This window comes from Streptomyces sp. NPDC051364, assembly GCF_040682115.1.
Lineage (GTDB): Bacteria > Actinomycetota > Actinomycetes > Streptomycetales > Streptomycetaceae > Streptomyces.
In genome coordinates, this window is record NZ_JBFBAH010000001.1 from 796152 (window position 1) to 822227 (window position 26076).

A 26076-nucleotide genomic window follows, 5' to 3' on the forward strand; every position below is an offset into this window, starting at 1 on the left:
CCGGCCCGCACAGCTGTACGGCCCGGTCCCGATCCGCGCGCGATCAGCTCTGTACCTTGATGATCGGGAAGCTTCCCGTCGCCGTCGGCGCGTGCTCCGGCAGCCACAGCACCGCCACCGCTCCGGCCGCCGCTCCCTCGCGGTCCACGCCGCCCGGTGCCGCCACGTTGCGGAACGTCAGCCGGGCGCCCAGCACCCGCGCCTGCCCCTCCGCGATGGTCAGCCCGAGGCCGTGCCCCACCCCGGCGCGGTCCGTCGACCCGGTCCGGAACCGGCTCGGCCCCTCGCGCAGCAGCGCCTCAGGGAAGCCCGGCCCGTGGTCCCGGACCCGGACGACCCGCCCCTCGATGTCCACCTGGACCGGTGCCTGCCCGTACCGCGCGGCATTGGCCAGCAGGTTCCCCAGGATCCGCTCCAGCCGCCGCGGGTCGGTGCTGACGATCTCGTCCGCGACCACCCGTACCGAAGCCTCCGGCATCAGCGCGGTCACCCGTCGGCTCACGAACTCGCCCAGCGCCACGTCCTGGAGCTCCGCCCGCTCGGACGCGCTGTCCAGCCGGGCCACCTCCAGTACGTCCTCGACCAGCACTCGCATCGCCTGCGCCCGGTCCCGCACCAGCTCGGTCGGCCGCCCCGGAGGCAGCAGTTCCGCCGCCGTGAGCAGGCCCGTCACCGGGGTCCGCAGCTCGTGCGCGATGTCCGCGGTCACCCGCCGCTCGGCTTCCAGCCGCTGCTGGAGCGCGTCCGCCATGGCGTCCACGGCCCGCGCGAGGTCGTCGGTCTCGTCGCGTACGACGCCCCCGACCGCGTCCCGTACCCGTACGTCGGGATCCCCGTGCGCCACCCGCTGCGCGGCGGCCGCGGCCTTGCGCAGCCGGCGCGAGATCTGCCCGCCGATGAGCACACCGAGCGCGGCGCCCGCGACGACGACGGAGATCGACCCGACGACCAGGGCCCGGTCCAGGTCGCGCACCATGTTGGCGCTCTCCTTGAACTCGCTGTGCAAAGACAGCACCTGCCCGTTGCCCAGCGGCACCGCGGCCCACACCTCCGGCACTCCCTTGCGGGACTCCTGGACGTACGTGCCGCGCCGCCCCGACCGCGCCTTCTCGCGCAGTGCGGCGGGCAGCTCGGGGTCGTTGAGCTTGGCCCCCAAGGCCGGCTTGCGCCCGGCTTCGACGAAGCGGGCGATGACGTTGACGTTGGCCAGCTGTGCGTCGCGGGCGCTTTCCAGCATCGACACGCGGGCAGCACTGTGCACGACCAGGCTCAGCGCGACCGCGACGAGGGCGCCGACGGCGGCGATGGCGAGCGTGATCTTCCAGCGGATCCCCGTACGGAGGGTGAAGCGCCTCATCCTTTGAGTTTGTATCCGAATCCTCGGACCGTTTCGATGCGGTCCTGTCCGATCTTCGTGCGCAGCCGCTGTACGTGGACGTCCACGACGCGGGTGTCGCCGCCCCAGTCGTAGTCCCAGACCCTCTCCAGCAGGCGGTCGCGCGAGAGAACGGTGCCGGGTGCGGAGGAGAATTCCAGGAGCAGCCGCATCTCGGTCGGCGTCAGCGCCACCGGGGCGCCGGCCCTGCGGACCTCCATGCCCTCGGTGTCGACCTCCAGGTCGCCGAAGACCAGCACCCCGCGCTCCTCGGAGCCGTCCTCGCCGTTCGCCCCCGGCCGGCCGTTCTGCGGGCCGCCGGCGTGGCCGAAGCGGCGCAGCACGGCGCGGATCCGGGCGACGAGGACCGAGCCGTCGAAGGGCTTGGTGACGTAGTCGTCGGCGCCCGCCTCCAGGCCCAGGACGACGTCGATCGAGTCGGCGCGCGCCGACAGCATGATCACGGGGACGGTGGACTCGTCGCGGATCCGGCGGCACAGGCTCACGCCGTCCATGCCGGGCACCATCACGTCCAGCAGCGCGATGTCCGGCTGGTTGGCCCGGAAGGACTCCAGGCCGGACAAGCCGTCGGGCATGGCGGTGACCACGAACCCGTCGCGTTCCAGCGCCAGGGTCGTGGCCTCACGGATGACGTCGTCGTCCTCCACGAACAGGACATGGGTCTCGGCCATGCGGGAAGCCTCGCCTCGGTTCTTCGCTTTTTCGGTACGTCGGTTCTTCGGGTCGTCAGTTCTTCTGGGTGACCGCGGGGGCCGGCTGGGCCGCACCGCCGATGTTGCTGTAGTCGGTGTGCACCCGGTCCTGCTCGGTGAACTTCTCCCCGTTCCAGCGGTACGTGATCACGTCCTCGCCCGACGGATAGGCGAGGGCGTCGCTCTTCCCGTAGACGGGCTTGGTGACCACCAGGTCGCCCCGGTCGATCTCCGCGTAGACGGGCGGCTGCTCGTCCGAGAACACATTCTCGTACGTCCCGCCCTCCGCCCGGTACACGTACGAGCCCCGCCCCAACGCGTCGGCGCAGGACAGCACGTTGACGACGATGTCGACGACGGAGCCCCCGGTGACCTTCCCGTAGCTCACGTCGATCGGGTACTCCTTGCCCGTGCAGGGCTTGAGGTCCCGCTTGACCGCGGCGCTGACCTTGGGGTCCGCCTGGAGCAGTGCGACGGGGTCGACCCGCTTGGCGGGCTTGCCCGAGGCCCCGGTCGTGGCCGGGACGTGGTCGGGCGGGGTGGCCGTCGGCGAGCCGCTCTTGGCCACGGCCTCGGTGTGGGCGGGGCCGCCGTCGCGCAGGCCGGTGCCGCCGGTGGCGCATCCGGCCGCGAACAGCACTGTGCCGACGAGGACGACCGTCCCCGCCGACATCAGCACCAGCGGACTTCTGCCGCTCAAGCTTTGGCCGTTCAGGCCGCGCACCGCTCACGCCCCTCGTACCGGATGGTGTGGTCACCGCGGTGGTCACCGCGCGCCAGCGCACGCATGTCCAGATCCCGGCTCTCCAACTCCTGCCGGAGCCGGGCCAGCGCGCGGTGCAGGGTGCTCTTCACAGTACCCGCCGACATTCCGAGCGCCGCGGCGGTCTCCTCGGTGCTCATCTGCTCCCAGTGTCGCAGCACGACCACGCTGCGCTGCTTGGGTGCGAGAACCTTGAGGATGTCCATCAGCAGGGCGCGGTCGGCGCGCTGGTCGGAGCCGTCCTCGACGGAGGCGTCCGGGAGCTGCTCGGTGGGGACCTCTTCCAGCTTGCGGGCGCGCCACCACTCGGTCCGGGTGTTGATCATGACGCGGCGCAGGTAGGCGTCGGCCAGGGACTTGTCGGCGATGCCGTCCCAGCGGCCGTACGTGCGCACCAGCGCGGTCTGCAGGAGGTCCTGCGCGTCCGTGGGGTCCGGGACCAGGCGTCGGGCGCTGCGCAGGAGCGCATCCTGCCGAGTGCGTACGTACTCCTCGAATCCGAGTACCTCGCCGTGCGCCATCTCAGACCGCCTCCGTCCCGTGCAACCGCTCATCCCCGTGTCCTACGCATTCGAAGGTACGGAGGGGTTGTCACGGGCCTGTGCGGGCCAGCCTTCGGTGGACGCACGGACACCCATAGGTTGTGTAACAGTGCCGTGAGCTGGGGTTTGGCCGGAAGAAGCGGAATCCCCCACTCAGTTCGCTCAGTCCGTCGCGGGTCCCTGGGCCAGGTTCGTCGCGGGGCCCTGCGGCAGCCGGTACATCCCCCCGGCGAGCGGTTCGACCAGCCCGTCGGAGACCAGCCCGTCCAGCGCCCGGGCCCGCTGCACGGACTCGTCCCAGACCGTGTCCAGCACCGCCCGCGGAACCGGCCCGACCGCATCCCGCAGCACCGCGAGGAGCTTGCCGCGCACCTGCCGGTCCGTCCCCGCGTACGTCTGCCCGCGCCGCGGCGGCCCCTCGTGGGTCGGCTTCCCGGCCAGCCGCCACGCGCACAGCCCGGCCACCGGGCAGCGCGTGCAGTCCGGGGACTTGGCCGTGCACACCAGGGCGCCGAGCTCCATCGAGGCCGCCGCCCAGCGGGCCGCGGTCTCCTCGTCCTCCGGCAGCAGGGTCCGGGCCAGGCGCCGCTCGGCGGCCGTGGTGGCGTTCGGCGGGTACTCGACCCCGGTCGTGGTGCGGGCGAAGACCCGGCGCACGTTGGTGTCGAGCACGGCGTGCCGCTGCCCGTACGCGAACGAGGCCACGGCGGCCGCCGTGTACTCGCCGATCCCGGGCAGCGCGAGCAGCTGTGCGTGCTCCCGCGGTACGTCGCCCGCGTGCCGCTCCGTTATCGCGACGGCCGCGCCGTGCAGGCGCAGGGCCCGGCGGGGGTAGCCGAGCCGCCCCCAGGCCCGTACGGCCTCGCCGGGGGCCTCGGCGGCCAGGTCGGCGGGGCGGGGCCACCGGGCGAGCCACTGCTCGTACACCGGCAGGACCCGGCTGACCGGGGTCTGCTGGAGCATGAACTCGCTGACCATGACCCCCCAGGGGCCGGCCTCGGGGCGGCGCCAGGGCAGGTCGCGGGCGTGCTCCTCGAACCAGGCGATGACCGGGGAGTGCAGCGCGTGGGACGCGTCGGGGGACGTCTCGGGGGAAGGGCTGGTGGATGCAGTCATGGCAACGGCATCCTGGCACGTTTCAGGGCTGCCGCGCGGGGCCCGGGCCGGTGAACCAGACAGCGGCGCGCCCCCCGCTCGCCCGCATGGCGGCGGTGATCGTACTGATCGGACCGGTGAGGGCGAGGACGACGAGGACGAAGAGGGCGGCGAGCGAACCGCCGAGCAGCAGGCCCACGCCCACGTCGTGGGGGTAGTGAACGCCGACGAAGACCCGGGAGAAGGCCATCAGCAGGGCCAGCGGCACGGTCAGCAGTGCGAGGCGGCGTACGGCGAGGGCCAGCGCGATGGCGGCGGCGCCCGCGATGGCGGAGTGGTTACTGGGGAAGGACCAGTCGCCCGGGGCCGGGCAGGCGACGAGCGAGGCGGCGGCCCCGGCGACGGCCCGGCAGGGCCGCTCCTCGTTCACGGCTGACTTCACGGCCTCGGACGCGACGTACGCGACGGCGGTGGCGAGCGGCGCGAGGACGGCGAGGGCGACGGCCCGCGGGCCGGCCTGGGTGCGCGCACGCCACCACACAGCTATGAAGAGCAGGCCGAAAAGCACCAGCCCGTACTCCGTCCAGGCCTCGAACACCGACTGCACCCAGCCGGGTGCGGAGCGGGCGGAATCGGTGATGTCGCGGTAGAGGCCGGAGGTGTCTATGGTCACCGACCGTACTCAAACGCGATCGCGCCTGACGTGGGACTCTTGGCCGATTCTCACCGGTCGGACGTCCGCCCGCAGGATGATCATCGGCAGAACAAGCCGCTTGCGCGGCATGTGGGGCGCAGATCGGGCCGCGGACTCTCGTAAAGTTCCGTCCGTGGGATCTATGCGCAATCCGGTCGGGCCGCTCCCCTCCTCCATCTACTGGCGACGGAGGGCTGTGCTGGCGTCCGTTGTCGCGCTGCTCGCGCTCCTCGCCGTATGGACCGTCAGTTCCGGTGGGGGGAAGTCGAGTACGAACGGCAAGGGCGGCGACAAGGGGCCCGACCCGGTCGCCTCGATCACCCCCGGGCCCGCGGGGACGGGGCCGGCGATCAGTCAGGCGCCGGGCGGGCGTGCGGAGTCGGGCGGCGGCGCGGGCAAGAACGGCGAACCGGGCGGCACTCCGGGCACGGCGGCGGGCGCGGGTTCGGGCTCCGCCGGCAGCGTCGGGGGCAGCGGCAGTGGCGGTACGGGCGGCTCCACGTCCCAGGTCCCGGCGGACTCCCCGCTTCCCACGTGCGCCCCGAGCGGGCTGCAGTGGGAGGTCAAGAGCGTGAAGAACGAGTACGAGACGAGCGAGAAGCCCCGCCTCGAACTGGTCGCCCGCAATGTCTCCGGCACGACCTGCAAGGTCGACCTCGGCCCGAAGCAGGCGGTCCTGACCATCCTCCAGGCGAGCACCAGCAAGGCCGTCTGGTCCTCGTCGGACTGCCCGTCGGGCGCGGGCAACACGTTCTTCCGGGTGCCGGCGCAGGGGGAGACGAAGCAGTCGCTGGAGTGGGACAGGAAGTTCAGCGCGGCCGACCAGTGCCAGGCGCCTCCGGCGGGGAGCGCGGCTCCGGATACGTACGTGGTGGAGGTCAAGTCCCCGGGCATGCCGGTCGCCCGAACGTCGTTCGTCCTCAAGCAGGACTAAGCGGCCCGAAGCCCGGGAGGCGCCCCGGCGCCGAGCGGCGCGAGGTCCGCGTAAAGGATCAGACGTAGCGCTCGAGGATCGAGGATTCCGCCAGGCGGGACAGGCCCTCGCGGACGCTCCGCGCACGGGCTTCCCCGACCCCGTCGACCGTCTGCAGATCGTCCACCGACGCGGCCAGCAACTTCTGCAGGCCCCCGAAGTGCTCCACCAGCCGCTCGATGATGGCCCCCGGCAGCCGCGGAATCTTCGCCAGCAGCCGGTACCCCCGCGGGGACACCGCCGAGTCGAGCGTCTCCGGCGAGCCCGTGTACCCCAGCGCGCGCGCCACGATGCCGAGCTCCAGCAGCTCCGGATGCGTCAGGGCGTCCAGCGCCGGCAGCGCCTCGTCCACCGTGCGGGAGCGCTTCGCCGTCGGCTCCGGCACATAGTCCCGGATCACCAGCTCCCGCTCCTGCTCGATGCCGACCGTCAGCTCGTCCAGCTGGAGCGACAGCAGTCGGCCGTCCGTACCCAGCTCGACCACGTATTCAGCGATTTCCGTGGCAATGCGGCGAACCATTTCCAGCCGCTGCGCGACCGCCGTCACGTCGCGCACCGTGACCAGGTCCTCGATCTCCAGCGCCGACAGCGTCCCCGCGACCTCGTCGAGCCGCAGCTTGTACCGCTCCAGCGTGGCCAGCGCCTGGTTCGCCCGCGACAGGATCGCCCCGGACTCCTCCAGGACCCGGCGCTCCCCGTCCACGTACAGCGCGATCAGCCGCATGGACTGCGACACCGACACCACGGGGAAGCCGCACTGCTTCGAGACGCGGTCCGCGGTGCGGTGACGGGTGCCCGTCTCCTCCGTCGGGATCGACGCGTCCGGCACCAGCTGGACGCCGGCCCGCAGGATCTTGGTGATGTCCTTGTCCAGGATCAGCGCGCCGTCGAGCTTGCACAGCTCGCGCAGCCGGGTCGCGGTGAACTCCACGTCCAGGACGAATCCGCCCGTGCACATCGCCTCGACGGACTTGTCCATCCCGAGGACGATGAGGCCGCCGGTGTTGCCGCGGACGATCCGTTCCAGACCGTCACGCAGGGGCTGACCAGGTGCGACCGCGCTCAGCGAGGCGCGCATCATGGCCTCCTGCTTGGAGCTCGCGCCCGACTTCCCGGATGCTGCTGCCCCGTCCTTGGCTGCCACTGCACTCCTCCGGTCGCGGGTTGCGCCGCCTGCGTACGGCCGGGCGGACCAGCACAAAGTCTACCGGCGCGCGCTGCGCGCCCGCCGTGGCTTGGCCAGGTGCGCCCCCGAGGGACCCCGTACGGGTCCCCTCACCAGGCACTCCTGCGCCAACTCCACCGCTCCTGCACGGCTCCTGCGCGGTCACTCCGCCACACCTTCGCGGGCGCCGACGCCGTGACCGCCCACTCCACGGGCCCCTGCGCCGCGGCCGCCTACTCCTTGGCCGCCGCCCGCGACCGCCCGCGCGGCAGGACGCGCAGGGCGTCGCCCATGTCCGCGACCTCGGTGACCTTCATGCCGGCCGGCACCTTCCCGGGGTCGCCGGGCACCAGGGCGTGCGTGAAGCCGAGCCGGTGCGCCTCCGCGAGCCGCCGCTGCACCCCGGTCACGCGCCGCACCTCGCCCGCGAGGCCGACCTCCCCGATCGCGACGAGGTTCTTCGGCAGCGGCACGTCGCTCGCCGCCGAGGCCAGCGCGAGCGCGATCGCCAGGTCGGCGGCCGGCTCCGTCAGCTTCACCCCGCCCACGGTGGCGCTGTAGATGTCGCGCTTGCCGAGCGCGGTGATCCGGCCGCGCTGCTCCAGCACCGCCAGCATCATCGAGACGCGGGAGGTCTCCAGGCCCGAGGTGGTCCGCCGCGGCGAGGGGATCTGCGAGTCCACGGTCAGCGCCTGCACCTCGGCGACCAGCGGGCGCTTGCCCTCCAGCGTCACCGTCAGGCAGGTCCCGGGGACGGCCTCCGCGCGCCGGGTCAGGAACAGCCCGCTCGGGTCGGCGAGCCCGGTGATCCCCTCGTCGTGGAGTTCGAAGCAGCCGACCTCGTCGGTGGCCCCGTACCGGTTCTTGACGCCGCGTACGAGGCGCAGGCGTGCGTGCCGGTCGCCCTCGAAGCTGAGGACCACGTCCACCAGGTGCTCCAGCAGCCGGGGGCCGGCGATCGCCCCGTCCTTGGTGACGTGCCCGACCAGCAGGGTCGCCATCCCGCGCTCCTTGGAGGCGCGGATCAGCGCCCCGGCCACTTCGCGGACCTGGGCCATGCCGCCGGGTGCGCCGTCGATCTCGGGCGAGGCCACGGTCTGCACGGAGTCCAGGACCAGCAGCGAGGGCTGTACGGCGTCGAGGTGGCCCAGTACGGCGGACAGGTCGGTCTCGGCGGCGAGGAAGAGGTGGTCGCTCAGCGCGTTGATCCGGTCGGCCCGCAGCCGCACCTGGCTCGCCGACTCCTCGCCCGTCACGTAGAGCGTGCGGTGCGCCTCGCTGGCCGCCTTCGCCGCCACGTCCAGCAGCAGCGTCGACTTCCCGACGCCGGGTTCGCCGGCCAGCAGGACGACGGCGCCGGGCACGAGCCCGCCGCCGAGGACCCGGTCCAGCTCGTCCACGCCGGTGCTGCGGGCGGTCGCCGTCCGGCCGTCGACCTGCGCGATCGGGAGCGCGGGCGCCGAGACCCGGCCGGCGGCGGTGGTCCGTACGGCGGGCGCGCCGCCCATTTCCTCCACGGTGCCCCACGCCTGGCATTCGGGGCACCGCCCGAGCCATTTCGCGGTCGTCCAGCCGCACTCGGAGCAGCGGTAGGACGGCCGGTCCTTGGCGGATGAACGAGATGTACGGGCAGCCATGCGGCCCACGGTATCCGGCCCCTGTGACAGCGCCCGCGCCACGGGCCGGGGTCCGGGGCCGGGCCCGGCTCCGCGCCGGGTCCGCGCCCCTGCCCGCACGCCCGGCGTCAGGGCCGCTGTCAGCACGGGTTCGATCTGTTCACCCGTAAGGGCTAAAACAGCTGAAGGCTTCACGGCCGTCACCGGCGTGCGGCCTACCTTCGCCAGGGTGAACAGCAGCAGCCAGGAGAGCCCCGCCCAGCGCACCGGCGCACACCGGGCGCACGGGCGCACGCCCCCCGAGGGCCCCGAAGGCCGAGAAGGGCCCGAAGGAGAACGGCAGCCGCCCGCCTTCCGGCACGAGCCGTACCTCGACGGCCTGTTCACGTACTGCCTGTCGGTCCTCTGCGACCACGACACCGCCACCGAGGTGCTCGCCGACGTCCTCGCCGTCGCCGAGCGGCACCCGGGCCGATGTCCCGACGAGGGCGGCCGGCGGGCCTGGCTGTACGCCCTCGCCCGCTGGGGCTGTCTGCAGCGGCTGGCCGAGCACCGGCGGACCCGGCAGGGAGCGCATTCCGCCCGGCGCACGCCGGAGCGCACGGATTCCGAGCGTGTGCCGGAGGCGCACCGCTCCCTGGACGTGAATGCCTACCGGCGCACCGAGCTGGCCCGCCTCGCCTGGCCCGAGGCCGCCGGGACCACGCCCGCGCAGCGCGAGGCCCTCGAGCTCGCCGTCCGCCACCGCCTCGGCGTCCCCGAGCTCGCCGCCGTCCTCGGCACGCCCCCCGCCACCGCCCGGGAGCTGCTGGCCGGCGCCGCCTGCGAGGTGGAGCGGACCCGCGCCGCCCTCGCCGTAGTCGAGACCGGCAGCTGCCCCTCCGTCTCCCGGCTCACCGGCGACGGCCAGGTGCTCCTGTCCACCACCCTGCGCGCCGAGCTGGTCCGCCACGTCGACGACTGCCCGCGCTGCCGCCGCGTCGCCGAACGCGTCGACGCCGCCTCGCCCTGGCCCGGCACCGGCGGCATCCACGCGGCGCTCCCGCTGGTCCCCGCCCCGCGCACCGCCGTCCGCGCGGCCATGCTGCGCTCCGGCGGCGGCCGGCGCCGCCGCAGGCCCGGCCCCCGCTTCGACCGCACCGGCTTCCCGATGGACCCCCGGGACCGTGCGGCCCGCCGCGACCGGCTGCGGGCCCGGTTCGTGACCACCACCGTCGTCGCCACCGTCGTCGCGGCCCCGGTCCTCGCGCTCTGGGCCGCGTACCGCGGCGCCCCGGAGACCGGCGAGCCCGTCGGCGCGGACGCCACCCGGATCTCCGCGAGCGAGTCCCAGATCCCCCTCCCGCACCAGGACGGCCGCCCGCTGCGCGCGTACGAGAACGCCGGCAACACCGCCCACACCACCGGCGAGCCAGGCTTCGCCACGGGCAGCGCCGCCCCGGACACCCCGGACGTCTCCGTCGAGGTGATCAGCACCGGGCCGACGGCCGCCCCCGACCGGGCCGGGAACCCCGGCCGGCTCTCCGTCGCCGCCTCCTCGCGCGGGGGCACCACCCTGCTCACCCTCACCGCGTCCGGCGGGGCCCCGGTGCACTGGCGGCTCTGGTCCGACGCCCCCTGGCTGCGCGCGAGCCGGACCGCGGGCACGCTGGCCCCTGGAGAATCGATCACCCTGCAGATCACCGTGGACACCGAGGCCCAGCCCACGGGCGCCTGGTCCGCCCGGGTCGGCGTGGATCCGGGCGGCGCGGTGGTCTCCGTCCAGGGCCGCGGCCGCCCGGCACCCACGCCGACGGAGCCCACGCACCCGACGCCGACCCCGACACCCACCCCGACGCCGACGGACACCCCCACGCCCACGCCGACGCCCACACCGACTCCGACGCCGAGCGCCTCAGGAGGAACGGTTTCCCCGCCCGCGGACCCGAGCGGGCCGGCGGCGGGCTAGGCGGGGCTAGGCGAGGGCTAGGCGCGGGCTAGGCGGGGTCGGCCAGGTCGGGTCGGGTCGGCCAGGCCGGGTCGGTCGGGTCGGGTCGGCCTAAGCCGGGTCCGCGGGGTGCGGCGCCATCGGCAGCAGCGAGGACAGCCGGGCCTCGCACAGCTTCACGAGGGCCTCGTACCCCTCCTTGCCCATCAGCTCCTTCAGCTCGGCGCGGTACGACACGTACACCGGCTCGCCGGCGCCGTGCGCGGACGTCGCCGACGTGCACCACCAGTGCAGGTCGTGCCCGCCCGGACCCCAGCCGCGCCGGTCGTACTCGCCGATCGACACCTGCAGCACCCGCGTGTCGTCCGGCCGGTCGATCCAGTCGTACGTCCGGCGGATCGGCAGCTGCCAGCACACGTCGGGCTTGGTCTCCAGCGGCTCCTGGCCGCTCTTCAGCGCCAGGATGTGCAGCGAGCACCCGGCGCCGGCGGGGAACCCCGGCCGGTTCAGGAAGATGCACGCGCCGTCCCAGCGGCGGGTCTGCTTCTCCCCGTCGTCGTCGTGCTGCGTCCAACCGGTCTCGCTGCCGACGTCGTGGAACTGCCACAGCTCGGGCGTCAGCCGTGCCACGTGCTCGGCGACCCGCTTCTCGTCGTCCTCGTCCGAGAAGTGCGCGCCGAGGGTGCAGCAGCCGTCATCGGCCCGGCCGGCCTGGATGCCCTGGCAGCCGCTGCCGAAGATGCACGTCCAGCGGGAGGTCAGCCAGGTCAGGTCGCAGCGGAAGACCTGCTCGGCATCGGCGGGGTCGGGAAACTCCACCCAGGCTCGCGGGAAGTCGAGCCCCTTCTCGTCGTCACGCGCGACCGAGGCTTTGGCCTGGGGCTTCGCCTTCTTCGCCTTGTCGGCCTTCTTGACCTTTTCGGTCTTCTCGGGCGTCTCGGGCTTCTCGGCGGGCTTGGACTTGTTGGCCTTCTTCGTATTTGGCACAAACCCAAGCCTAAGCGCCCCTTACGCCACCCATACTCCAGCCGCACAGTAGCGTTTCCTCGTATGAGACTCGGTGTCCTTGATGTGGGTTCGAACACGATCCATCTGCTGGTGGTGGACGCGCACCCCGGCGCGCGCCCGCAGCCGGCGCACTCGCACAAGGTGGAACTGCGGCTGGCGGAGCTGCTCGATGAGGCCGGAGCGGTCACCCCGGCGGGCATAGAGCGCCTCGTATCGGTGATCGGCGAGGCCGCGCAGGCCGTCGAGGACAAGGGCTGCGAGGACGTGCTGCCCTTCGCGACCAGTGCCGTACGGGAAGCCACCAACGCGGACGAGGTCCTGGCCCGGGTGCTGGCCGAGACCGGCGTCGACCTGCCCATCCTCAGCGGCGAGGACGAGGCGCGGCTGACGTTCCTCGCCGCCCGCCGCTGGTTCGGCTGGTCCGCGGGCAAGCTGCTGGTCCTCGACATCGGCGGCGGCTCGCTGGAGATCGCGTACGGCATCGACGAGGACCCGGACGCGGCGGTCTCGCTGCCGCTGGGCGCCGGCCGCCTCACGACGGGCTGGCTCCCGGGCGACCCGCCGGACGCGGCGGACGTACGGGCGCTGCGCCGGCACGCGCGGGCCCAGATCGCGCGCACGGTCGGCGAGTTCAGCCGCTTCGGGGCGCCGGACCACGTGGTGGCGACGTCGAAGACCTTCCGGCAGCTGGCCCGCATCGCGGGCGCGGCACGCTCGGCGGACGGGCTGTACGTACAGCGGGACCTGACCCGCAAGTCCCTGGAGGAGTGGGTCCCGAGGCTCGCGGCGATGACGACCGAGCAGCGGGCCGCCCTCCCGGGCGTCTCGGAGGGCCGCGCGTCCCAGCTGCTGGCGGGGGCGCTTGTCGCGGAGGGCGCGATGGACCTCTTCGGCGTCGACGAACTCGAGATCTGCCCCTGGGCCCTCCGCGAGGGCGTCATCCTGCGCCGCCTGGACCACCTCCCGTCCTGAGGCAAGTACGGAGCTTGCGGCGCGGGCGGTGGTACGAGGCCTGCGGCGAGGGCGCGGGTACGGTGCCTGCGCGGGCGGGTGCTGTCGGCGCGGCCGGGTTTCGGGGGCTTCGCCGGGGCGGGGCCTTTACCCCCCTGGCTCCACCACCGCGCGGCGGTGGCTGCACACCCGCCCCCTCGGGGGTGAGGCCGACGGCCGGTAGCCCCCGTCGGGTCGGCACAGGCAGCATTTCGCTCGTTGATCACTGCCATCAGCTCGCCCTCCGTACCGGACGCAACATCGCGCACCCGACGGCGCAGCAAGGGGTGCGGTCGGTACTCGTAGGCCTCAGACATCGGACCGCTCACCTGCGCTGCGCAGGAACCGCTGCCAGCCGGCATTGGCACGGGCCACCAGCTGGGGGCTGGGGCTCGCTGGCGGGGCGGGCCAAGTGGGAGCTGTGTGCCTTGGCTTGGGGCGTTCGTCTGCGCTGTTCGTGTTCATGGGCCGATGATGGGCTGGCACGAAGAGGGGCAGATAGGCCATCGCGCGGCCATCGGTGGCCACGTGGCGGCCATGGCCGGGGACCGATGCGATGACACCTCAAGCTGGGGCCATGGGCCACCGCAATGACGCTCTCCGGGCAGCGCGACTCCGCGTCGGCTGGCGCACCATGGAGCAGGCCGCGAAGGGTTTATCCGTACATGGGCGGCAGCTCCTCGATGATCGGCACTTCGACGTGTCGCCGCGCACGTGGCGGCGGTGGGAGGGCGAGCGCCCGGGCTGCAGTCGAGATCGCTCGCCAGGCAGTGGAGATCGCCGTCGAGACCCGGTCCGCGCATATGTGCCGTGAACTCGCCACTCTGGAGCGGGTGATGCGTCCGTGGCGCGATGCCCCGGTAGGCCGGGACCTGGCCGAGGTCCTGGCGCCTGTGAACGAGGGGGGCTGACATGGCCGTACCGAAGCCGCTGTCCGACGAGGAGATTGCGGAGCGCCTGGGAGGCCTGCCGGGCTGGGAGCGAAAGGGTGACGAGATCACCCGTGTGTACGAGATCCGCTACCACGCCGCGGTGGCGGCGATCGTGACTATCGCGGACCGGTCCCGGCGGATCCACCATCATGCCGACCTCGATCTGCGCATCGATCACTTGCGGGCGTCCATCACGACGCACGACGCCGGATACCGCCTTACCGCCGCGGACTTCGACCTCGCGCACCGGATCGACGCGATCGTCGCAGCGCACCAAGCCCTTCCGCTGGACTGACCTGGCTTGTGCAGGTCCCTCTTCCCTTTCGTGCGGGCAGGAGCCCTGCCGCCAATGATCGAGGCGATCGCCCGGAGTGCTGAGCGCACGGTCTGAGAGAGGATGGGCGGATGATCGAGGCCGAGCTCAAGGCGCGGGTGAGAGCGCCGAAAGCGCTGTTGCGGCGACTGGAGGAGCGGGGCGGAGGCCGGGCCGAGGTGTATCGGGACACCTACTACGACACCCCCGACGGGGCGCTGGAGGCCCGCGACGAAGAGCTTCGGGTCCGGACGGTGCACGGAGCGCACGGAACCCGCACGGTCCTCACGTACAAGGGCGCCCGCGTGGACGAAGAGTCCGGGTCGAAGCCCGAGCACGAGACTCGCGTGGAGGACGCCGAGGCGGTGCACGCGACGCTGCGCGGCCTCGGATACGTCCCGGCCATCGCATTCGAGAAGCGGTGCAGGAACTACGCCTTCGAAGCGCGCGGCCGACAGATGCTCGCCACGCTGGTGCGTGTCCCCGAGGTGGACGGGACCTTCCTGGAGCTCGAGACCCTGGTCGAGGAGCAGGACGTGGCCGCGGCCCTTGACGACGTGCGCACGGTGCTCGCCGAGCTCGGCATCGGAGAGGAGGACCTGACCCGCGAGCTGTACACCGCAGCGGTGAGAGCGCGTCGTCAGGGCTGAGCCCGGACGGGCAGGTCCGCCCATCCGGGCGTGGGTTGCGGTCCGGGATCCGGGCTGGGGGTGGTGGTCGTCACGGCGGGGGAGGGGGGCGGGCCCGTACTCTGTCCCCGTGGCAAAACCAGTCCGGATCCCGACCGCGAAAGTCGCCCTCTCCACCGCCTCCGTGTACCCGGAGTCGACGGCGACCGCCTTCGAGATCGCCGCGCGCCTCGGGTACGACGGCGTCGAGGTGATGGTCTGGACGGATCCGGTCAGCCAGGACATCGATGCGTTGCGGCGGCTGTCCGAGCACCATCAGGTGCCGATCCTGGCCGTGCACGCCCCTTGTCTGCTCATCACCCAGAGGGTGTGGTCCACCGATCCCTGGACCAAGCTCCAGCGCGCGCAGGCCGCGGCCGAGCGGCTGGGGGCCTCCACCGTCGTCGTGCACCCGCCCTTCCGGTGGCAGCGGCAGTACGCGCGGGACTTCGTCAGCGGCATCTGGCGGATGGCGGACGAGACCGACGTCCGGTTCGCCGTCGAGAACATGTACCCGTGGCGGTACCGGGACCGCGAGATGCTGGCCTATGCCCCCGAGTGGGACGTCACCAAGGACGACTACCGGCACTTCACCGTCGACCTTTCGCATACCGCGACCGCCCGTACGGATGCGGCCGCGATGATCGACCGCATGGGGGACCGCCTCGCCCACGTGCACCTCGCCGACGGCAACGGCTCGGCCAAGGACGAGCACCTCGTCCCCGGCCGCGGCACCCAGCCCTGTGCCGAGCTGCTGGAACGTCTCGCCACCAGCTTCTTCGCCGGGCACGTCGTCATCGAGGTGAACACCCGCCGCGCGATGTCCTCCGCGGAGCGCGAGGCCGACCTCGCCGAGGCCCTGGCCTTCACCCGGCTCCACCTCGCGGCCAGTGCCGGTGCCACCCCGGTTCGGACCCCCCGGCCATGACGGAACCCGCCAAGCCGCGCCGCGGGCCCGGCCGGCCCCGGCAGGACGAGGCCGACGACGGCCCCGGCACCCAGGAGCGGATCCGGCTCGCGGCCCGCGAGGTGTTCGCGGAGCGCGGGTACGACAAGACGTCCGTACGCGGCATCGCAAAGGTCGCCGGCGTGGACCCGGCGCTGGTCCACCACTACTTCGGCAGCAAGGACGACCTCTTCGCCGCCGCCATCGAGGTCACGATGGAGCCCGCCCTCGTCGTCCCGGCGATCGTCGGGGAGGGCCCCGAGGGCATCGGGGAGCGGCTTGCGCGCTACTTCCTGGGCATCTGGGAGAACCCGGTCTCCCGCGCCCCCCTCCTCGCCGTCATCCGCTCCGCCCTCACCCACGAGGCCGCGGCGGCGGTCCTGCGCCGGCTGATCCTGCGCCGGGTCCTGGAACGGGTCGCGGCCGACCTCAACGTCCCCGACCCCACCTTCCGCGCCGAGCTCGCCGCCTCCCACATGATCGGCATCGCGCTCCTGCGGTACGTGGTCCAGGTCGAGCCCCTCGCGTCCGCCGACCCGGAGGCCATCGTCGTCCTCGTGGCCCCGACCCTCCAGCGCTACTTGACCGAGGAATGAGCCCTGACCGAGGAATGAGCCGGGCGTCCCGTCATGCGGACAACCTGTCCGCATCCCGGGCCAGGGGCGTAGCCTCGTAACCGAGCCATATCCACAGTCGTAAAGTCGCGGCCGGCGCCTCGCGCCACCGCACTCATGGGGAGTGAACCCGATGCCCGAGCTGAGGTCCCGCACCGTCACCCACGGCCGCAACATGGCGGGCGCACGCGCCCTTATGCGTGCGTCGGGCGTAGCGAGCGAGGACATCGGGAAGCCGATCATCGCGGTCGCCAACTCGTTCACCGAGTTCGTCCCCGGGCACACGCACCTGGCCCCGGTCGGCCGGATCGTCTCCGACGCCATCCGCGCCGCGGGCGCCATCCCGCGCGAGTTCAACACCATCGCGGTCGACGACGGCATCGCCATGGGCCACGGCGGCATGCTGTACTCCCTGCCCTCCCGCGACCTGATCGCGGACAGCGTGGAGTACATGGTCGAGGCGCACTGCGCCGACGCGCTCATCTGCATCTCCAACTGCGACAAGATCACGCCCGGCATGCTGATGGCCGCCATGCGCCTCAACATCCCCGTCGTGTTCGTGTCGGGCGGCCCGATGGAGGCCGGCCAGGCCATCCTCGTCGACGGCACCGTCCGCAAGCTCGACCTGATCGACGCCATGGTCGACGCCTCCAACGAGAACGTCTCCGACGAGGACGTGCTGCGGATCGAGGAGAACGCCTGTCCGACCTGCGGGTCGTGTTCGGGCATGTTCACCGCCAACTCGATGAACTGCCTCGCCGAGGCCATGGGCCTGGCCCTCCCCGGCAACGGCTCCGTCCTCGCGACGCACACCGCCCGCCGCGCCCTGTACGAGGACGCCGGCCGTACGGTCGTCGAGATCACCAAGCGGTACTACGAGCAGGACGACCACTCGGTCCTGCCGCGCTCCATCGCGACCCGCCAGGCCTTCGAGAACGCCATGGCCCTCGACATCGCGATGGGCGGCTCCACGAACACGATCCTGCACCTGCTGGCCGCCGCCCAGGAGGCGGGCCTGGAGTACGACCTCACCGACATCGACGAGGTCTCGCGCCGGGTTCCGTGCCTGGCCAAGGTCGCCCCGAACGTGGCGCCCGGCGGCACGTACTACATGGAGGACATCCACCGGGCCGGCGGCATCCCCGCCATCCTCGGCGAGCTGCACCGCGGCGGCCTCCTGAACAAGGACGTCACCACGGTCCACTCCGAGAACCTGGAGGACTGGCTCGCGAAGTGGGACGCCCGCAGCGGCACCACCTCGGAGGTGGCCATGGAGCTGTGGCACGCGGCCCCCGGCTGCGTGCGCTCCGCCACCGCCTTCTCCCAGTCCGAGCGCTGGGACACCCTCGACCTCGACGCCGAGGGCGGCTGCATCCGCTCCGTCCAGCACGCGTACTCCAAGGACGGCGGGCTGGCCGTCCTGCGCGGCAACATCGCGGTCGACGGGTGCGTCGTGAAGACGGCCGGCGTCGACGAGTCGATCTGGACCTTCGAGGGCCCGGCGGTCGTCTGCGAATCGCAGGACGAGGCGGTCGACAAGATCCTCCGCAAGGAGATCAAGGCGGGCGACGTCGTCGTCATCCGGTACGAGGGCCCGCGCGGCGGCCCCGGCATGCAGGAGATGCTCTACCCGACGTCGTTCCTGAAGGGCCGCGGCCTCGGCAAGGTCTGCGCGCTGGTGACGGACGGCCGCTTCTCCGGCGGTACGTCGGGCCTGTCCATCGGCCACGCCTCCCCGGAGGCGGCCTCGGGCGGCAACATCGCCGTCGTCGAGGACGGCGACCGCATCCGGATCGACATCCCGAACCGCTCGATCGAGCTCCTGGTCGACGAGGCCACCCTGGCGGCCCGCCACGCGGCCCTCGGCGGCGTCTACGCCCCGAAGAACCGCGAGCGCAAGGTCTCGGCGGCCCTGCGCGCGTACGCGGCGATGGCCACGAGCGCCGACAAGGGCGCAGTCCGCGACGTGAGCATGCTGGGCGGCTGACCCGCCCCCGGGCACGCGGCTCCGCCGCATTCCGTCCGCCCGGACCCTGCGGGTGCGGCGCCGTTGGCGGGGCCGGCCCCAGCACCCCCGCGCCTCAAACGCCGGCGGGGCTGGATTTCCCCCGGTCGGGGCTGGATGGCGCGCAGCGCCATTTCAGCCCCGTCGGCGTTCGCCCGGACGGGCCGGGGCCGTCACCACGCGGCGGGATCGGCCCCGTCCACGGCGAACACCGATCCGTCGGGCGCCGTTCCGTACACCCGCCCGTCGGCAGACACCGGCGCCGGCAGCGCCGCCGTGAACCCGTCCCGCCCGTCGCCCATCCGCGGCTTCGTCTGCCCCATCAGCCGCCCACTCCCGGCATCGACCGCCAACAGCCGTCCATCCGGCGCCGCCAGGTGGATCCGGCCGTCGGCCGCCACCGGCCGGGAGGTCACGGCCAGGCCGGTCTCCAGCCGCCACTGCTCCTTCTCGGCGCCCACGGCGACCAGCCCGCCCGAGGCCCCCACCACGTACACGACGCCGTCCGGGCCCACCGCCGCCTCCGCGTCGAACAGCGGCGCCGACAGCCGGACCCGCCGTACGGCGTGAGTCGTCACGTCCACCCGAACCACCGCACCGGTCTTCGCCTCCGCGTCGCTGTCCAGCAGGTACAGCCCGCCGTGCGCGGCTCCGACCGGCCGCAGCCGCCCCGCGGTCCGGAGCTGCCAGCGCAGCGTTCCGCTCGCCGGGTCCACCGCCGCGAGCTGCGTCGTACCGACGCCCCCGTCGGGCGTCGCCACGTACATCACCGGTGCTCCGGCGGAATCCGGGCCGCCGCCCCACCACACGGAGCCCACCCCGCCGAGCTGCTTCGTCCACCGCACGGCCCCGCTCGCCGCGTCGAGCGCGGTCACACTCCCGTTCGGCGGCACGAGCAGCACCTGCCCGCCCGCGGCCACCGCCCGCGCGCCGTCCGGCAGTTTCCGCTTCCAGCGCTCGGCGCCCGTCCCCGGATCCAGCGCCTGGAGGGTCCCGCTGCCCGGGGCGACCGCGAGGACCAGCCCGGCCGCGTGCAGCGGCGCGCTGTCCGGCGCCGTCCCGGCGGCCGGGGCCGCGGCCGCCTTCACCGACCACATCACCGAGCCGTCCGCAGGGTCGAGCCGGGCCGCGGTCAGACCCGGCCCCGCGCAGTACAGGGCCGCCTCCCAGGAACAGGAGCCGGGGCCGGTCCGGTGGCCGGCCCCCGGCGCGCCCAGCGCAACCGCCCACGGGACGACGGGCTTCGAGGGCACGGGACCGGCTTTCGCGGCGGCGGTCTTCCCCGGCGGTCCTGCACCCGCCCCGAAGTGCAGGTACCCGCCCACGGCCCCGCCCGTCAGCAGCAGCCCCACGGCCACCGCCGCGGCCACCCGCGCCCTGCGCCGCCCTCGACCGGGACGTGCGGACTCGACGTTCGGCAGCCCCCTCCGGTGCGTGGCCTCTTCAGCCACCCCCGTCTCGACCGGCGGCAGCGGCCGCGGCCGCGGGATGAACGTCTGCGTGTCCTCGGAGGTCGGGTACGCCACCGCCCGCATCTCCGCGATCAGCTCCTCCGCGGTGGGCCGGTCCGCCGGCTCCTTCGCCAGGCACCGCGCCACGAGCGGTACGAGCTGCTCCGGCAGCCCGCTCAGGTCGGGCTCGGCGTGCACCACCTGGTACGCCACGAGGTAGTGGCTGTCGGAGTCGAACGGCCCGTGCCCCGTCGCCGCGTGGACGAGCACCGCGCCCAGGGCGAAGACGTCCGCGGCCGTCCCCACCTCCCGCGGCCGCTGGAACTGCTCCGGCGCCATGTACGGCGGCGTCCCGATCAGCTTCCCCGTCTCGGTCCGCAGATCGCTGTCCGCCGGCCGCGAGATGCCGAAGTCGATGACCCGGACCCCGTCCGGGGCCATCAGTACGTTGCTGGGCTTCAGGTCCCGGTGGACGACCCCCGCCCGGTGGATGTCCCGCAGCGCCTCCGCCAGCCCGGCGGCGAGCCTGGCCAGTTCGACGGGGTCCAGCACCCGCTCCCGTACGCGCTCGGCGAGCGTCGGGGCGTCGATGAACAGGGTGGCCATCCACGGCCGTTCGGCATCCGGATCGGCATCCACGACGGGCGCGGTGAAGGCTCCGCTCACCCGCCGGGCGGCGGTGACCTCCTGCCGGAACCGGGCCCGGAACTCCGGATCGACCGCATGCTCGGCATGCACGATCTTGACGGCGAGTTTCAGCCCCGAACCGGAGGTGGCCAGGTGGACGACGCCCATCCCGCCGGAACCGAGCACCGATTCGAGCCGGTACTGCCCGGCGTACTCCGGAAAGCCCACGTAGTCCGCGCGCAGCGAATGCACCGCTCAACCACCCCCGCCGGAGCCTAGTCGATGACCCGTACGAATCTCCAAGGGTCCTGCTACCCTGCGCGAGTTGCGCACGGCAACACCCGTGGGGGGAGATTTCGCATGTCGACAGAGAATGATTCCAGCCAAGTCCAGAGCCTCGCAGCCGACTCCGGATTCCAGACGTTTCCGGTCGCTCCGGGGTACCGCGTGAACGTCCGCAGCGGCCCGGGCACCAACTACTCGGTCATCGACGTCCTGCCCTACGGGGCGTCCGTCGCGATCCGCTGCCAGTGCGACGGCACGACCGTCTCGGGCCCGTACGGCACGTCGGACATCTGGGACTGCGTCGGCAACGGCCGGTTCGTCTCCGACGCCTACGTGAAGACGGGCAGCGACGGCTACGTCGCCACCCACTGCGCTTAGCGGCCCCCGTCTGCCACGTGAGACGACCCCGGCCGGGTCGGCGGGGCGGTGGATAATCGCTGGTGTGAGCGACGACGACCAGCGAGACCAGACCCCCGCCGAGCCGGCCGCGCAGGCGCCTGAGGTCCCCGCCCGCGCCAACGGGCCCGAGCCCGAGCCGATCCGGTTCTTCGGCACCACCTGGGTGAACCACGACGGCGGCTACGCGCTGCTCCGCGTCGGCCTCGCCGCCGGCTCGCTCATCACCGCCGTGGCCGCGGCCGTCCTGCTCCGCCTCGCCTACGAGGGCCTGGAGATCGGCAACGTCGGCCCGTTCCTGAGCATCTCCGTCGTCGTCCTTTTCGCGATCGCGAGCTCCATCGCCTTCGTCAAGACCTGGGACTCCTTCAAGCGGCGTCCCGCCCCGTCCTCCGACGAGGCAGCCCTCAAGGGCCTGAAGACGATCGGTTTCATCGGCTCCCTCATCGCGTACTTCCTGCGCTGCCTCGCCGAGGCCCCCGGTGAGAAGCTGCGCCGCGCCGAGTACGAGCGCGCCACCGCCGAATTCGCCCGCCGCCGCAGCACCCGTACGGGCAACCCGGCCGCGCGCCGCCCCAAGCGGAAGAAGTAGCCGGCCCAGCCCCTTCGGCCGACCCCGTCCTGCTTGACGCCTCGGCACCGCCAGGAGCATTATTCATCACATGATGAATAACCGAGAGCGGGAGGCCGTCACGGCCACGGCGGAGGTCCCGCCGCAAGCCACGGCGGAAGCCACCGCCGAGGCCACGGCCACCGCCGTGCACGCCCGCAGCCTCACCGTCCGCCGCGGCACCGGCCGCGCCCCCCGCACCGTCATCGACGACATCGCCTTCGACGTCCCCCGCGGCCGCATCACCGGCCTCCTCGGCCCCTCCGGCTGCGGCAAATCCACCCTCATGCGCTCCATCGTCGGCACCCAGGCCCACGTCACCGGCACCCTCGACGTCCTCGGCCGCCCCGCCGGCCACCCCGAGCTCCGCTCCCGCATCGGCTACGTCACCCAGGCCCCCTCCGTCTACGACGACCTCACCGTCCGCCAGAACCTCGACTACTTCGCCGCCGTCCTCGACCCTGGCCGCGCCGCCGCCGCCGCCGACCGTCGCCGCGCCACCGTCACCCGCGCCATCGCCGACGTCGACCTCACCACCCACGCCACCGCCCTCGCCGGCAACCTCTCCGGCGGCCAGCGCAGCCGCGTGTCCCTCGCCGTCGCACTCCTCGGCACCCCCGAGCTGCTCGTCCTCGACGAACCCACCGTCGGCCTCGACCCCGTCCTGCGCCGCGACCTGTGGAACCTCTTCCACGACATCGCCGCCACCCGCGGCGCCACGATCCTCGTCTCCTCCCACGTCATGGACGAGGCCGAGCGCTGCCACGACCTGCTCCTCATGCGCGAGGGCCGCATCCTCGCCCAGGACACCCCCGACGCACTGCGCACCCGTACGCACTCCGCCACCGTCGAGGAGGGCTTCCTCCGCCTCGTCGACGAGGCCAACACCCTCGCCGCCCAGGAGCCGACCCCGTGAACAGTGCCCGCACCGCCGCCACCGCCGCCCGCGTCCTGCGCCAGCTGCGCCACGACCTGCGCTCCATCGCGCTGATGCTCCTGGTCCCCGTACTGATGCTGACGCTGCTGCGCTTCGTCTTCGACGGCAACCCGCGCACGTTCGACAGCATCGGCGCGTCCCTCCTCGGGATCTTCCCCCTCATCACCATGTTCCTGGTGACCTCGATCGCGACCCTGCGCGAACGCACCTCCGGCACCCTCGAACGCCTCCTCGCCATGCCGCTCGGCAAGGGCGACCTGATCGCCGGCTATGCGCTCGCCTTCGGCGCCGTCGCCGTCGTCCAGTCCCTCCTCGCCACCGGCCTCGCCCTCTGGTTCCTCGGCCTCGACGTCGTCGGCTCCCCCTGGCTGCTCCTGCTCGTCGCCCTCCTCGACGCACTCCTCGGCACCGCGCTCGGCCTGTTCGTCTCCGCCTTCGCCGCCAGCGAGTTCCAGGCCGTCCAGTTCATGCCGGCCGTGATCTTTCCCCAGCTCCTGCTCTGCGGGCTCTTCGCCGCGCGCAACACCATGCAGCCCGTCCTCGAAGGCCTCTCGAACGTGCTGCCCATGTCCTACGCCGTCGACGGCATGACCCAGGTCCTCACCCACACCGACATGACCGCCGACTTCGTCCGCGACGCCGTGATCGTCGCCGCCTGCGCGCTGCTCGTCCTCGCCCTCGGCGCGGCCACTCTCCGCCGCCGTACTCCCTGACCGCACTGCGGACACCGCCTCGCCGCCGCGCGCACGGGTGCAAGGATGAGGACGGAGAGCAAGCACACGTGCAACACAGTTCGGCGAGGTGAATCGGGCATGACCCAGACAGTCGCAGTCCTCGGTACCGGCAAGATCGGCGAGGCCCTGCTCAGCGGAATGATCCGCGGCGGCTGGCCCGCCTCCAAACTCCTCGTCACCGCCCGCCGCCCCGAACGCGCCGAAGAGCTCCGCGCCCGCTACGGCGTCGAGGCCGTCAGCAACGCCGAGGCCGCCAAACGCGCCGACACCCTCATCCTCACCGTCAAGCCGCAGGACATGGGCAAGCTCCTCGAGGAGCTCGCCCCGCACGTCCCCGCCGACCGCCTGGTCATCAGCGGCGCCGCCGGCATCCCCACCTCCTTCTTCGAGGAGCGGCTCGCCTCCGGCACCCCCGTCGTCCGCGTCATGACGAACACCCCCGCCCTCGTCGACGAGGCCATGTCCGTCATCTCGGCCGGCAGCCACGCCACCGCCGAACACCTCGCCCACACCGAGGAGATCTTCGGCGGCGTCGGCAAGACCCTGCGCGTCCCCGAGTCCCAGCAGGACGCCGCCACCGCCCTGTCCGGCTCCGGACCCGCCTACTTCTACTTCCTCGTCGAGGCGATGACCGACGCCGGCATCCTCCTCGGCCTGCCCCGCGCCCAGGCCCACGACCTCATCGTCCAGGCCGCCATCGGCGCCGCCGTGATGCTCCGCGACAGCGGCGAGCACCCGGTCAAGCTCCGCGAGGCCGTCACCTCCCCGGCCGGCACCACCATCAACGCGATCGTCGAACTCGAACGGCACGGCGTACGGGCCGCCCTGATCGCAGCCCTCGAAGCAGCCCGCGACCGCAGCCGCGAACTCGCCTCCGGCAACAGCTGACACAGCCGGCACAGAGGTACGGGCCCGCGCGAGCGGAGCCCGTACCCCTCTATGCGGGTCAGGGCTCCAGCAGCCCGATCGCCCGGTACGCCCGGTCCACGATCGGCCGCGCCAGCCCCCGCGCCCGCTCGGCCCCGTCCCGCAGCACCTTCTCCACCGCCGCCGGATCGGCCGCCAGCTCGGCATGCCGCTCCTGCACCGGCCGCAGCACCTCCACCACCGCGTCGGCGACATCCCGCTTGAGCGCCCCGTACCCGCTGTACTCCTCGGCGAGCGCGGCCGGATCGCCGCCGGTGCAGGCGGCCAGCACGTCCAGCAGGTTCGCGACCCCCGGCCGCGCCGCCCGGTCGTAGACGACCCCGCCGTCCCCGCTGTCGGTCACGGCCCGCATGACCTTCTTCCGGATCACCCCGGGCTCGTCCAGCATGAACACCACCCCGGGCCCCGCCCCGCCGGACTTCCCCATCTTCGACGTCGGCTCCTGCAGGTCCATGACCCGCGCGGCCACCTCCGGCAGCGTCACCTTCGGCACTGTGAACGTGTGCCCGTACCGCTGGTTGAACCGCACCGCCAGATCCCGGGCCAGCTCCACGTGCTGCCGCTGGTCCTCACCCACCGGGACCTCCTCGGTCCCGTACGCCAGGATGTCGGCGGCCATCAGTACGGGATATGTCAGCAGCGACAGCCGTACGCCCTGCCCGGACGTCTGCGCCTGCGCGGACTTCTCCTTGTACTGGACCATCCGCCGCATCTCCCCGTCGGTGGCGGTGCACTCCAGCAGATACGAGAGCCGGGTGTGCTCGTCGACGTGGCTCTGCAGGAACAGGGTGCATTTCTCCGGGTCCAGCCCGGAGGCGAGGAACAGCGTCGCCGCCTGCCTGCTGAGCCGGCGCACCCGCGCGGGATCGTGCTCGACGGTCAGTGCGTGGAGGTCGACGACGCAGAACAGCGCCTCGTCCGGCGCCTGGTCGGCTGCGACCCACTGCCGGACGGCCCCCAGGTAGTTCCCCAGCGTCAGATGTCCGGACGGCTTGATCCCGCTGAAGATCCTCGTCATGTCCTGTCTCCCTGTTCGTGGCTGGTGTCGGGACCGCCGCGTCGGGCGACCGAGCCACTCCCGGGAGGGGAGAAACAGAAACGGCCGCCGTAAGCGGCGGCCGTGAGCGCATGCGTGCTCGCGTGGAAGGTCGGCCGCCGTCAGGCGGCCCACCAGCGAAGGCTGAGCGTGAGCGCATGCGTAGTCATGGGCCTCAGGCTAGCGCTCCCGGGTGGCCTCTGTCCCAGAGTTGACACACGAGTCCGAGATCCGTATGGTCCTTCGAGTTGTCCGGCGTGAGCGCCGACTCCGGTCGGTCCCCGGACAGCCATCCCGCACTACACATTCGAACGAACGACGCACTGTGTCGTCTCGTTTTCATGCGTATTTGCGAATGAGGAATCCGTGTCCGAGGACGCGGCCGCCGATTAGGTTCGGGGGCGAGGAATCCGCTACTGTCTCACTCGCCGCAAGGGCCCAACAGCCCAAGTGGCGCAACCCGCTGACTGGGAGTCAGGCCCGAAAGGATCTGATAGAGTCGGAATCGCCGGAAAGGGAAACGCGAAAGCGAAGACCTGGAAGGCGAACCCCGCTTCGACCGGGAATCGGACACGAAAGAGTCTGATAGAGTCGGAAACGAAGAACGAAGCCCGGAGGAAAGCCCCAGTAAGTGTTACTGAGGGTGAGTACAAAGGAAGCGTCCGTTCCTTGAGAACTCAACAGCGTGCCAAAAATCAACGCCAGAAGTTGATACCCCGTCCACTTCGGTGGAT

At 72.6% G+C, this 26076-nt stretch carries 24 protein-coding genes; 13 read left to right on the forward strand and 11 right to left on the reverse strand.

What is annotated here, in order from left to right; all coding sequences use genetic code 11:
* Window positions 1–43 precede the first annotated feature (43 nt).
* The 6 genes from cseC to AB0M76_RS03825 form a co-directional block, all read right to left on the reverse strand.
* Window positions 44–1357, reverse strand: coding sequence for a two-component system sensor histidine kinase CseC (gene cseC / locus AB0M76_RS03800; RefSeq protein WP_365951340.1), 1314 nt, complete (start codon window positions 1355–1357; stop codon window positions 44–46).
* Window positions 1354–2067: a two-component system response regulator CseB gene (cseB, locus tag AB0M76_RS03805; RefSeq protein WP_053787252.1), complete on the reverse strand. Its 714-nt coding sequence runs from the start codon at window positions 2065–2067 to the stop codon at window positions 1354–1356. Before cseB ends, cseC begins: the two co-directional genes overlap by 4 nt.
* 55 nt (window positions 2068–2122) lie before the next feature.
* Window positions 2123–2761 carry a hypothetical protein gene (locus tag AB0M76_RS03810; protein WP_365951392.1) on the reverse strand — a complete coding sequence of 213 codons (639 nt, stop codon included), beginning with the start codon at window positions 2759–2761 and terminating at the stop codon, window positions 2123–2125.
* Between the two features lie 38 nt (window positions 2762–2799).
* On the reverse strand, window positions 2800–3372 hold the full coding sequence (locus tag AB0M76_RS03815; protein WP_365951341.1) for a SigE family RNA polymerase sigma factor: 573 nt from the start codon (window positions 3370–3372) through the stop codon (window positions 2800–2802).
* Between the two features lie 183 nt (window positions 3373–3555).
* Entirely contained in the window at window positions 3556–4509 is a 954-nt protein-coding gene (locus AB0M76_RS03820) for an A/G-specific adenine glycosylase (RefSeq protein ID WP_365951342.1), read from the reverse strand.
* 22 nt (window positions 4510–4531) lie between these two features.
* A complete protein-coding gene (locus AB0M76_RS03825) occupies window positions 4532–5155 on the reverse strand; it encodes a phosphatase PAP2 family protein (protein WP_365951393.1) in 624 nt (207 codons plus the stop codon).
* 223 nt (window positions 5156–5378) lie between these two features.
* On the opposite strand from AB0M76_RS03825, the gene AB0M76_RS03830 reads away from it, so the two are divergent.
* On the forward strand, window positions 5379–6116 hold the full coding sequence (locus AB0M76_RS03830; protein ID WP_365951343.1) for a hypothetical protein: 738 nt from the start codon (window positions 5379–5381) through the stop codon (window positions 6114–6116).
* 58 nt (window positions 6117–6174) lie between these two features.
* On the opposite strand, the gene disA is transcribed toward AB0M76_RS03830, so the two are convergent.
* Window positions 6175–7299, reverse strand: coding sequence for a DNA integrity scanning diadenylate cyclase DisA (disA, locus tag AB0M76_RS03835; protein ID WP_365951344.1), 1125 nt, complete (start codon window positions 7297–7299; stop codon window positions 6175–6177).
* 254 nt (window positions 7300–7553) lie between these two features.
* On the reverse strand, window positions 7554–8957 hold the full coding sequence (radA, locus tag AB0M76_RS03840; protein WP_365951345.1) for a DNA repair protein RadA: 1404 nt from the start codon (window positions 8955–8957) through the stop codon (window positions 7554–7556).
* Between the two features lie 208 nt (window positions 8958–9165).
* On the opposite strand from radA, the gene AB0M76_RS03845 reads away from it, so the two are divergent.
* Entirely contained in the window at window positions 9166–10884 is a 1719-nt protein-coding gene (locus AB0M76_RS03845) for a hypothetical protein (RefSeq protein ID WP_365951346.1), read from the forward strand.
* A gap of 90 nt (window positions 10885–10974) precedes the next feature.
* Here the strand turns inward: AB0M76_RS03845 and AB0M76_RS03850 are convergent, their stop codons facing one another.
* Window positions 10975–11850: a hypothetical protein gene (locus tag AB0M76_RS03850; RefSeq protein WP_365951347.1), complete on the reverse strand. Its 876-nt coding sequence runs from the start codon at window positions 11848–11850 to the stop codon at window positions 10975–10977.
* Between the two features lie 63 nt (window positions 11851–11913).
* Between AB0M76_RS03850 and AB0M76_RS03855 the strand changes: the two genes are divergently transcribed.
* The 6 genes from AB0M76_RS03855 (at window position 11914) to ilvD (ending at window position 18321) form a co-directional block, all read left to right on the forward strand.
* Entirely contained in the window at window positions 11914–12843 is a 930-nt protein-coding gene (locus tag AB0M76_RS03855) for a Ppx/GppA phosphatase family protein (RefSeq protein ID WP_365951348.1), read from the forward strand.
* Window positions 12844–13773: 930 nt separating this feature from the next.
* Complete coding sequence (locus tag AB0M76_RS03860; protein WP_365951349.1) at window positions 13774–14088, forward strand: 4a-hydroxytetrahydrobiopterin dehydratase; 315 nt, start codon at window positions 13774–13776, stop codon at window positions 14086–14088.
* A gap of 110 nt (window positions 14089–14198) precedes the next feature.
* Window positions 14199–14756 (forward strand): class IV adenylate cyclase, encoded by a 558-nt coding sequence (gene cyaB / locus AB0M76_RS03865; protein ID WP_365951350.1) that lies wholly within the window; start codon window positions 14199–14201, stop codon window positions 14754–14756.
* A 109-nt stretch (window positions 14757–14865) separates the two neighbouring features.
* Window positions 14866–15702 (forward strand): sugar phosphate isomerase/epimerase, encoded by an 837-nt coding sequence (locus AB0M76_RS03870; protein ID WP_365951351.1) that lies wholly within the window; start codon window positions 14866–14868, stop codon window positions 15700–15702.
* Window positions 15699–16316, forward strand: coding sequence for a TetR family transcriptional regulator (locus tag AB0M76_RS03875; protein WP_365951352.1), 618 nt, complete (start codon window positions 15699–15701; stop codon window positions 16314–16316). Before AB0M76_RS03870 ends, AB0M76_RS03875 begins: the two co-directional genes overlap by 4 nt.
* A 151-nt stretch (window positions 16317–16467) precedes the next feature.
* Window positions 16468–18321, forward strand: coding sequence for a dihydroxy-acid dehydratase (gene ilvD / locus AB0M76_RS03880; protein WP_365951353.1), 1854 nt, complete (start codon window positions 16468–16470; stop codon window positions 18319–18321).
* A gap of 191 nt (window positions 18322–18512) precedes the next feature.
* Here the strand turns inward: ilvD and AB0M76_RS03885 are convergent, their stop codons facing one another.
* Window positions 18513–20669: a serine/threonine-protein kinase gene (locus tag AB0M76_RS03885; RefSeq protein WP_365951354.1), complete on the reverse strand. Its 2157-nt coding sequence runs from the start codon at window positions 20667–20669 to the stop codon at window positions 18513–18515.
* Window positions 20670–20777: 108 nt separating this feature from the next.
* On the opposite strand from AB0M76_RS03885, the gene AB0M76_RS03890 reads away from it, so the two are divergent.
* The 5 genes from AB0M76_RS03890 to proC all read left to right on the forward strand — a co-directional run bounded on the left by AB0M76_RS03890 (window position 20778) and on the right by proC (window position 24267).
* A complete protein-coding gene (locus AB0M76_RS03890) occupies window positions 20778–21080 on the forward strand; it encodes an SH3 domain-containing protein (RefSeq protein WP_365951355.1) in 303 nt (100 codons plus the stop codon).
* Between the two features lie 160 nt (window positions 21081–21240).
* Entirely contained in the window at window positions 21241–21690 is a 450-nt protein-coding gene (locus AB0M76_RS03895; RefSeq protein WP_266672823.1) for a hypothetical protein, read from the forward strand.
* Between the two features lie 73 nt (window positions 21691–21763).
* Window positions 21764–22624: an ABC transporter ATP-binding protein gene (locus tag AB0M76_RS03900; RefSeq protein ID WP_365951394.1), complete on the forward strand. Its 861-nt coding sequence runs from the start codon at window positions 21764–21766 to the stop codon at window positions 22622–22624.
* Window positions 22621–23358 carry an ABC transporter permease gene (locus tag AB0M76_RS03905; protein ID WP_365951356.1) on the forward strand — a complete coding sequence of 246 codons (738 nt, stop codon included), beginning with the start codon at window positions 22621–22623 and terminating at the stop codon, window positions 23356–23358. Before AB0M76_RS03900 ends, AB0M76_RS03905 begins: the two co-directional genes overlap by 4 nt.
* Window positions 23359–23457: 99 nt before the next feature.
* Window positions 23458–24267 carry a pyrroline-5-carboxylate reductase gene (gene proC / locus AB0M76_RS03910; protein ID WP_030300629.1) on the forward strand — a complete coding sequence of 270 codons (810 nt, stop codon included), beginning with the start codon at window positions 23458–23460 and terminating at the stop codon, window positions 24265–24267.
* Window positions 24268–24325: 58 nt separating this feature from the next.
* Here proC and trpS read toward each other — a convergent pair whose 3' ends face one another.
* A complete protein-coding gene (gene trpS / locus AB0M76_RS03915; protein ID WP_266665105.1) occupies window positions 24326–25324 on the reverse strand; it encodes a tryptophan--tRNA ligase in 999 nt (332 codons plus the stop codon).
* Window positions 25325–26076 lie beyond the last annotated feature (752 nt).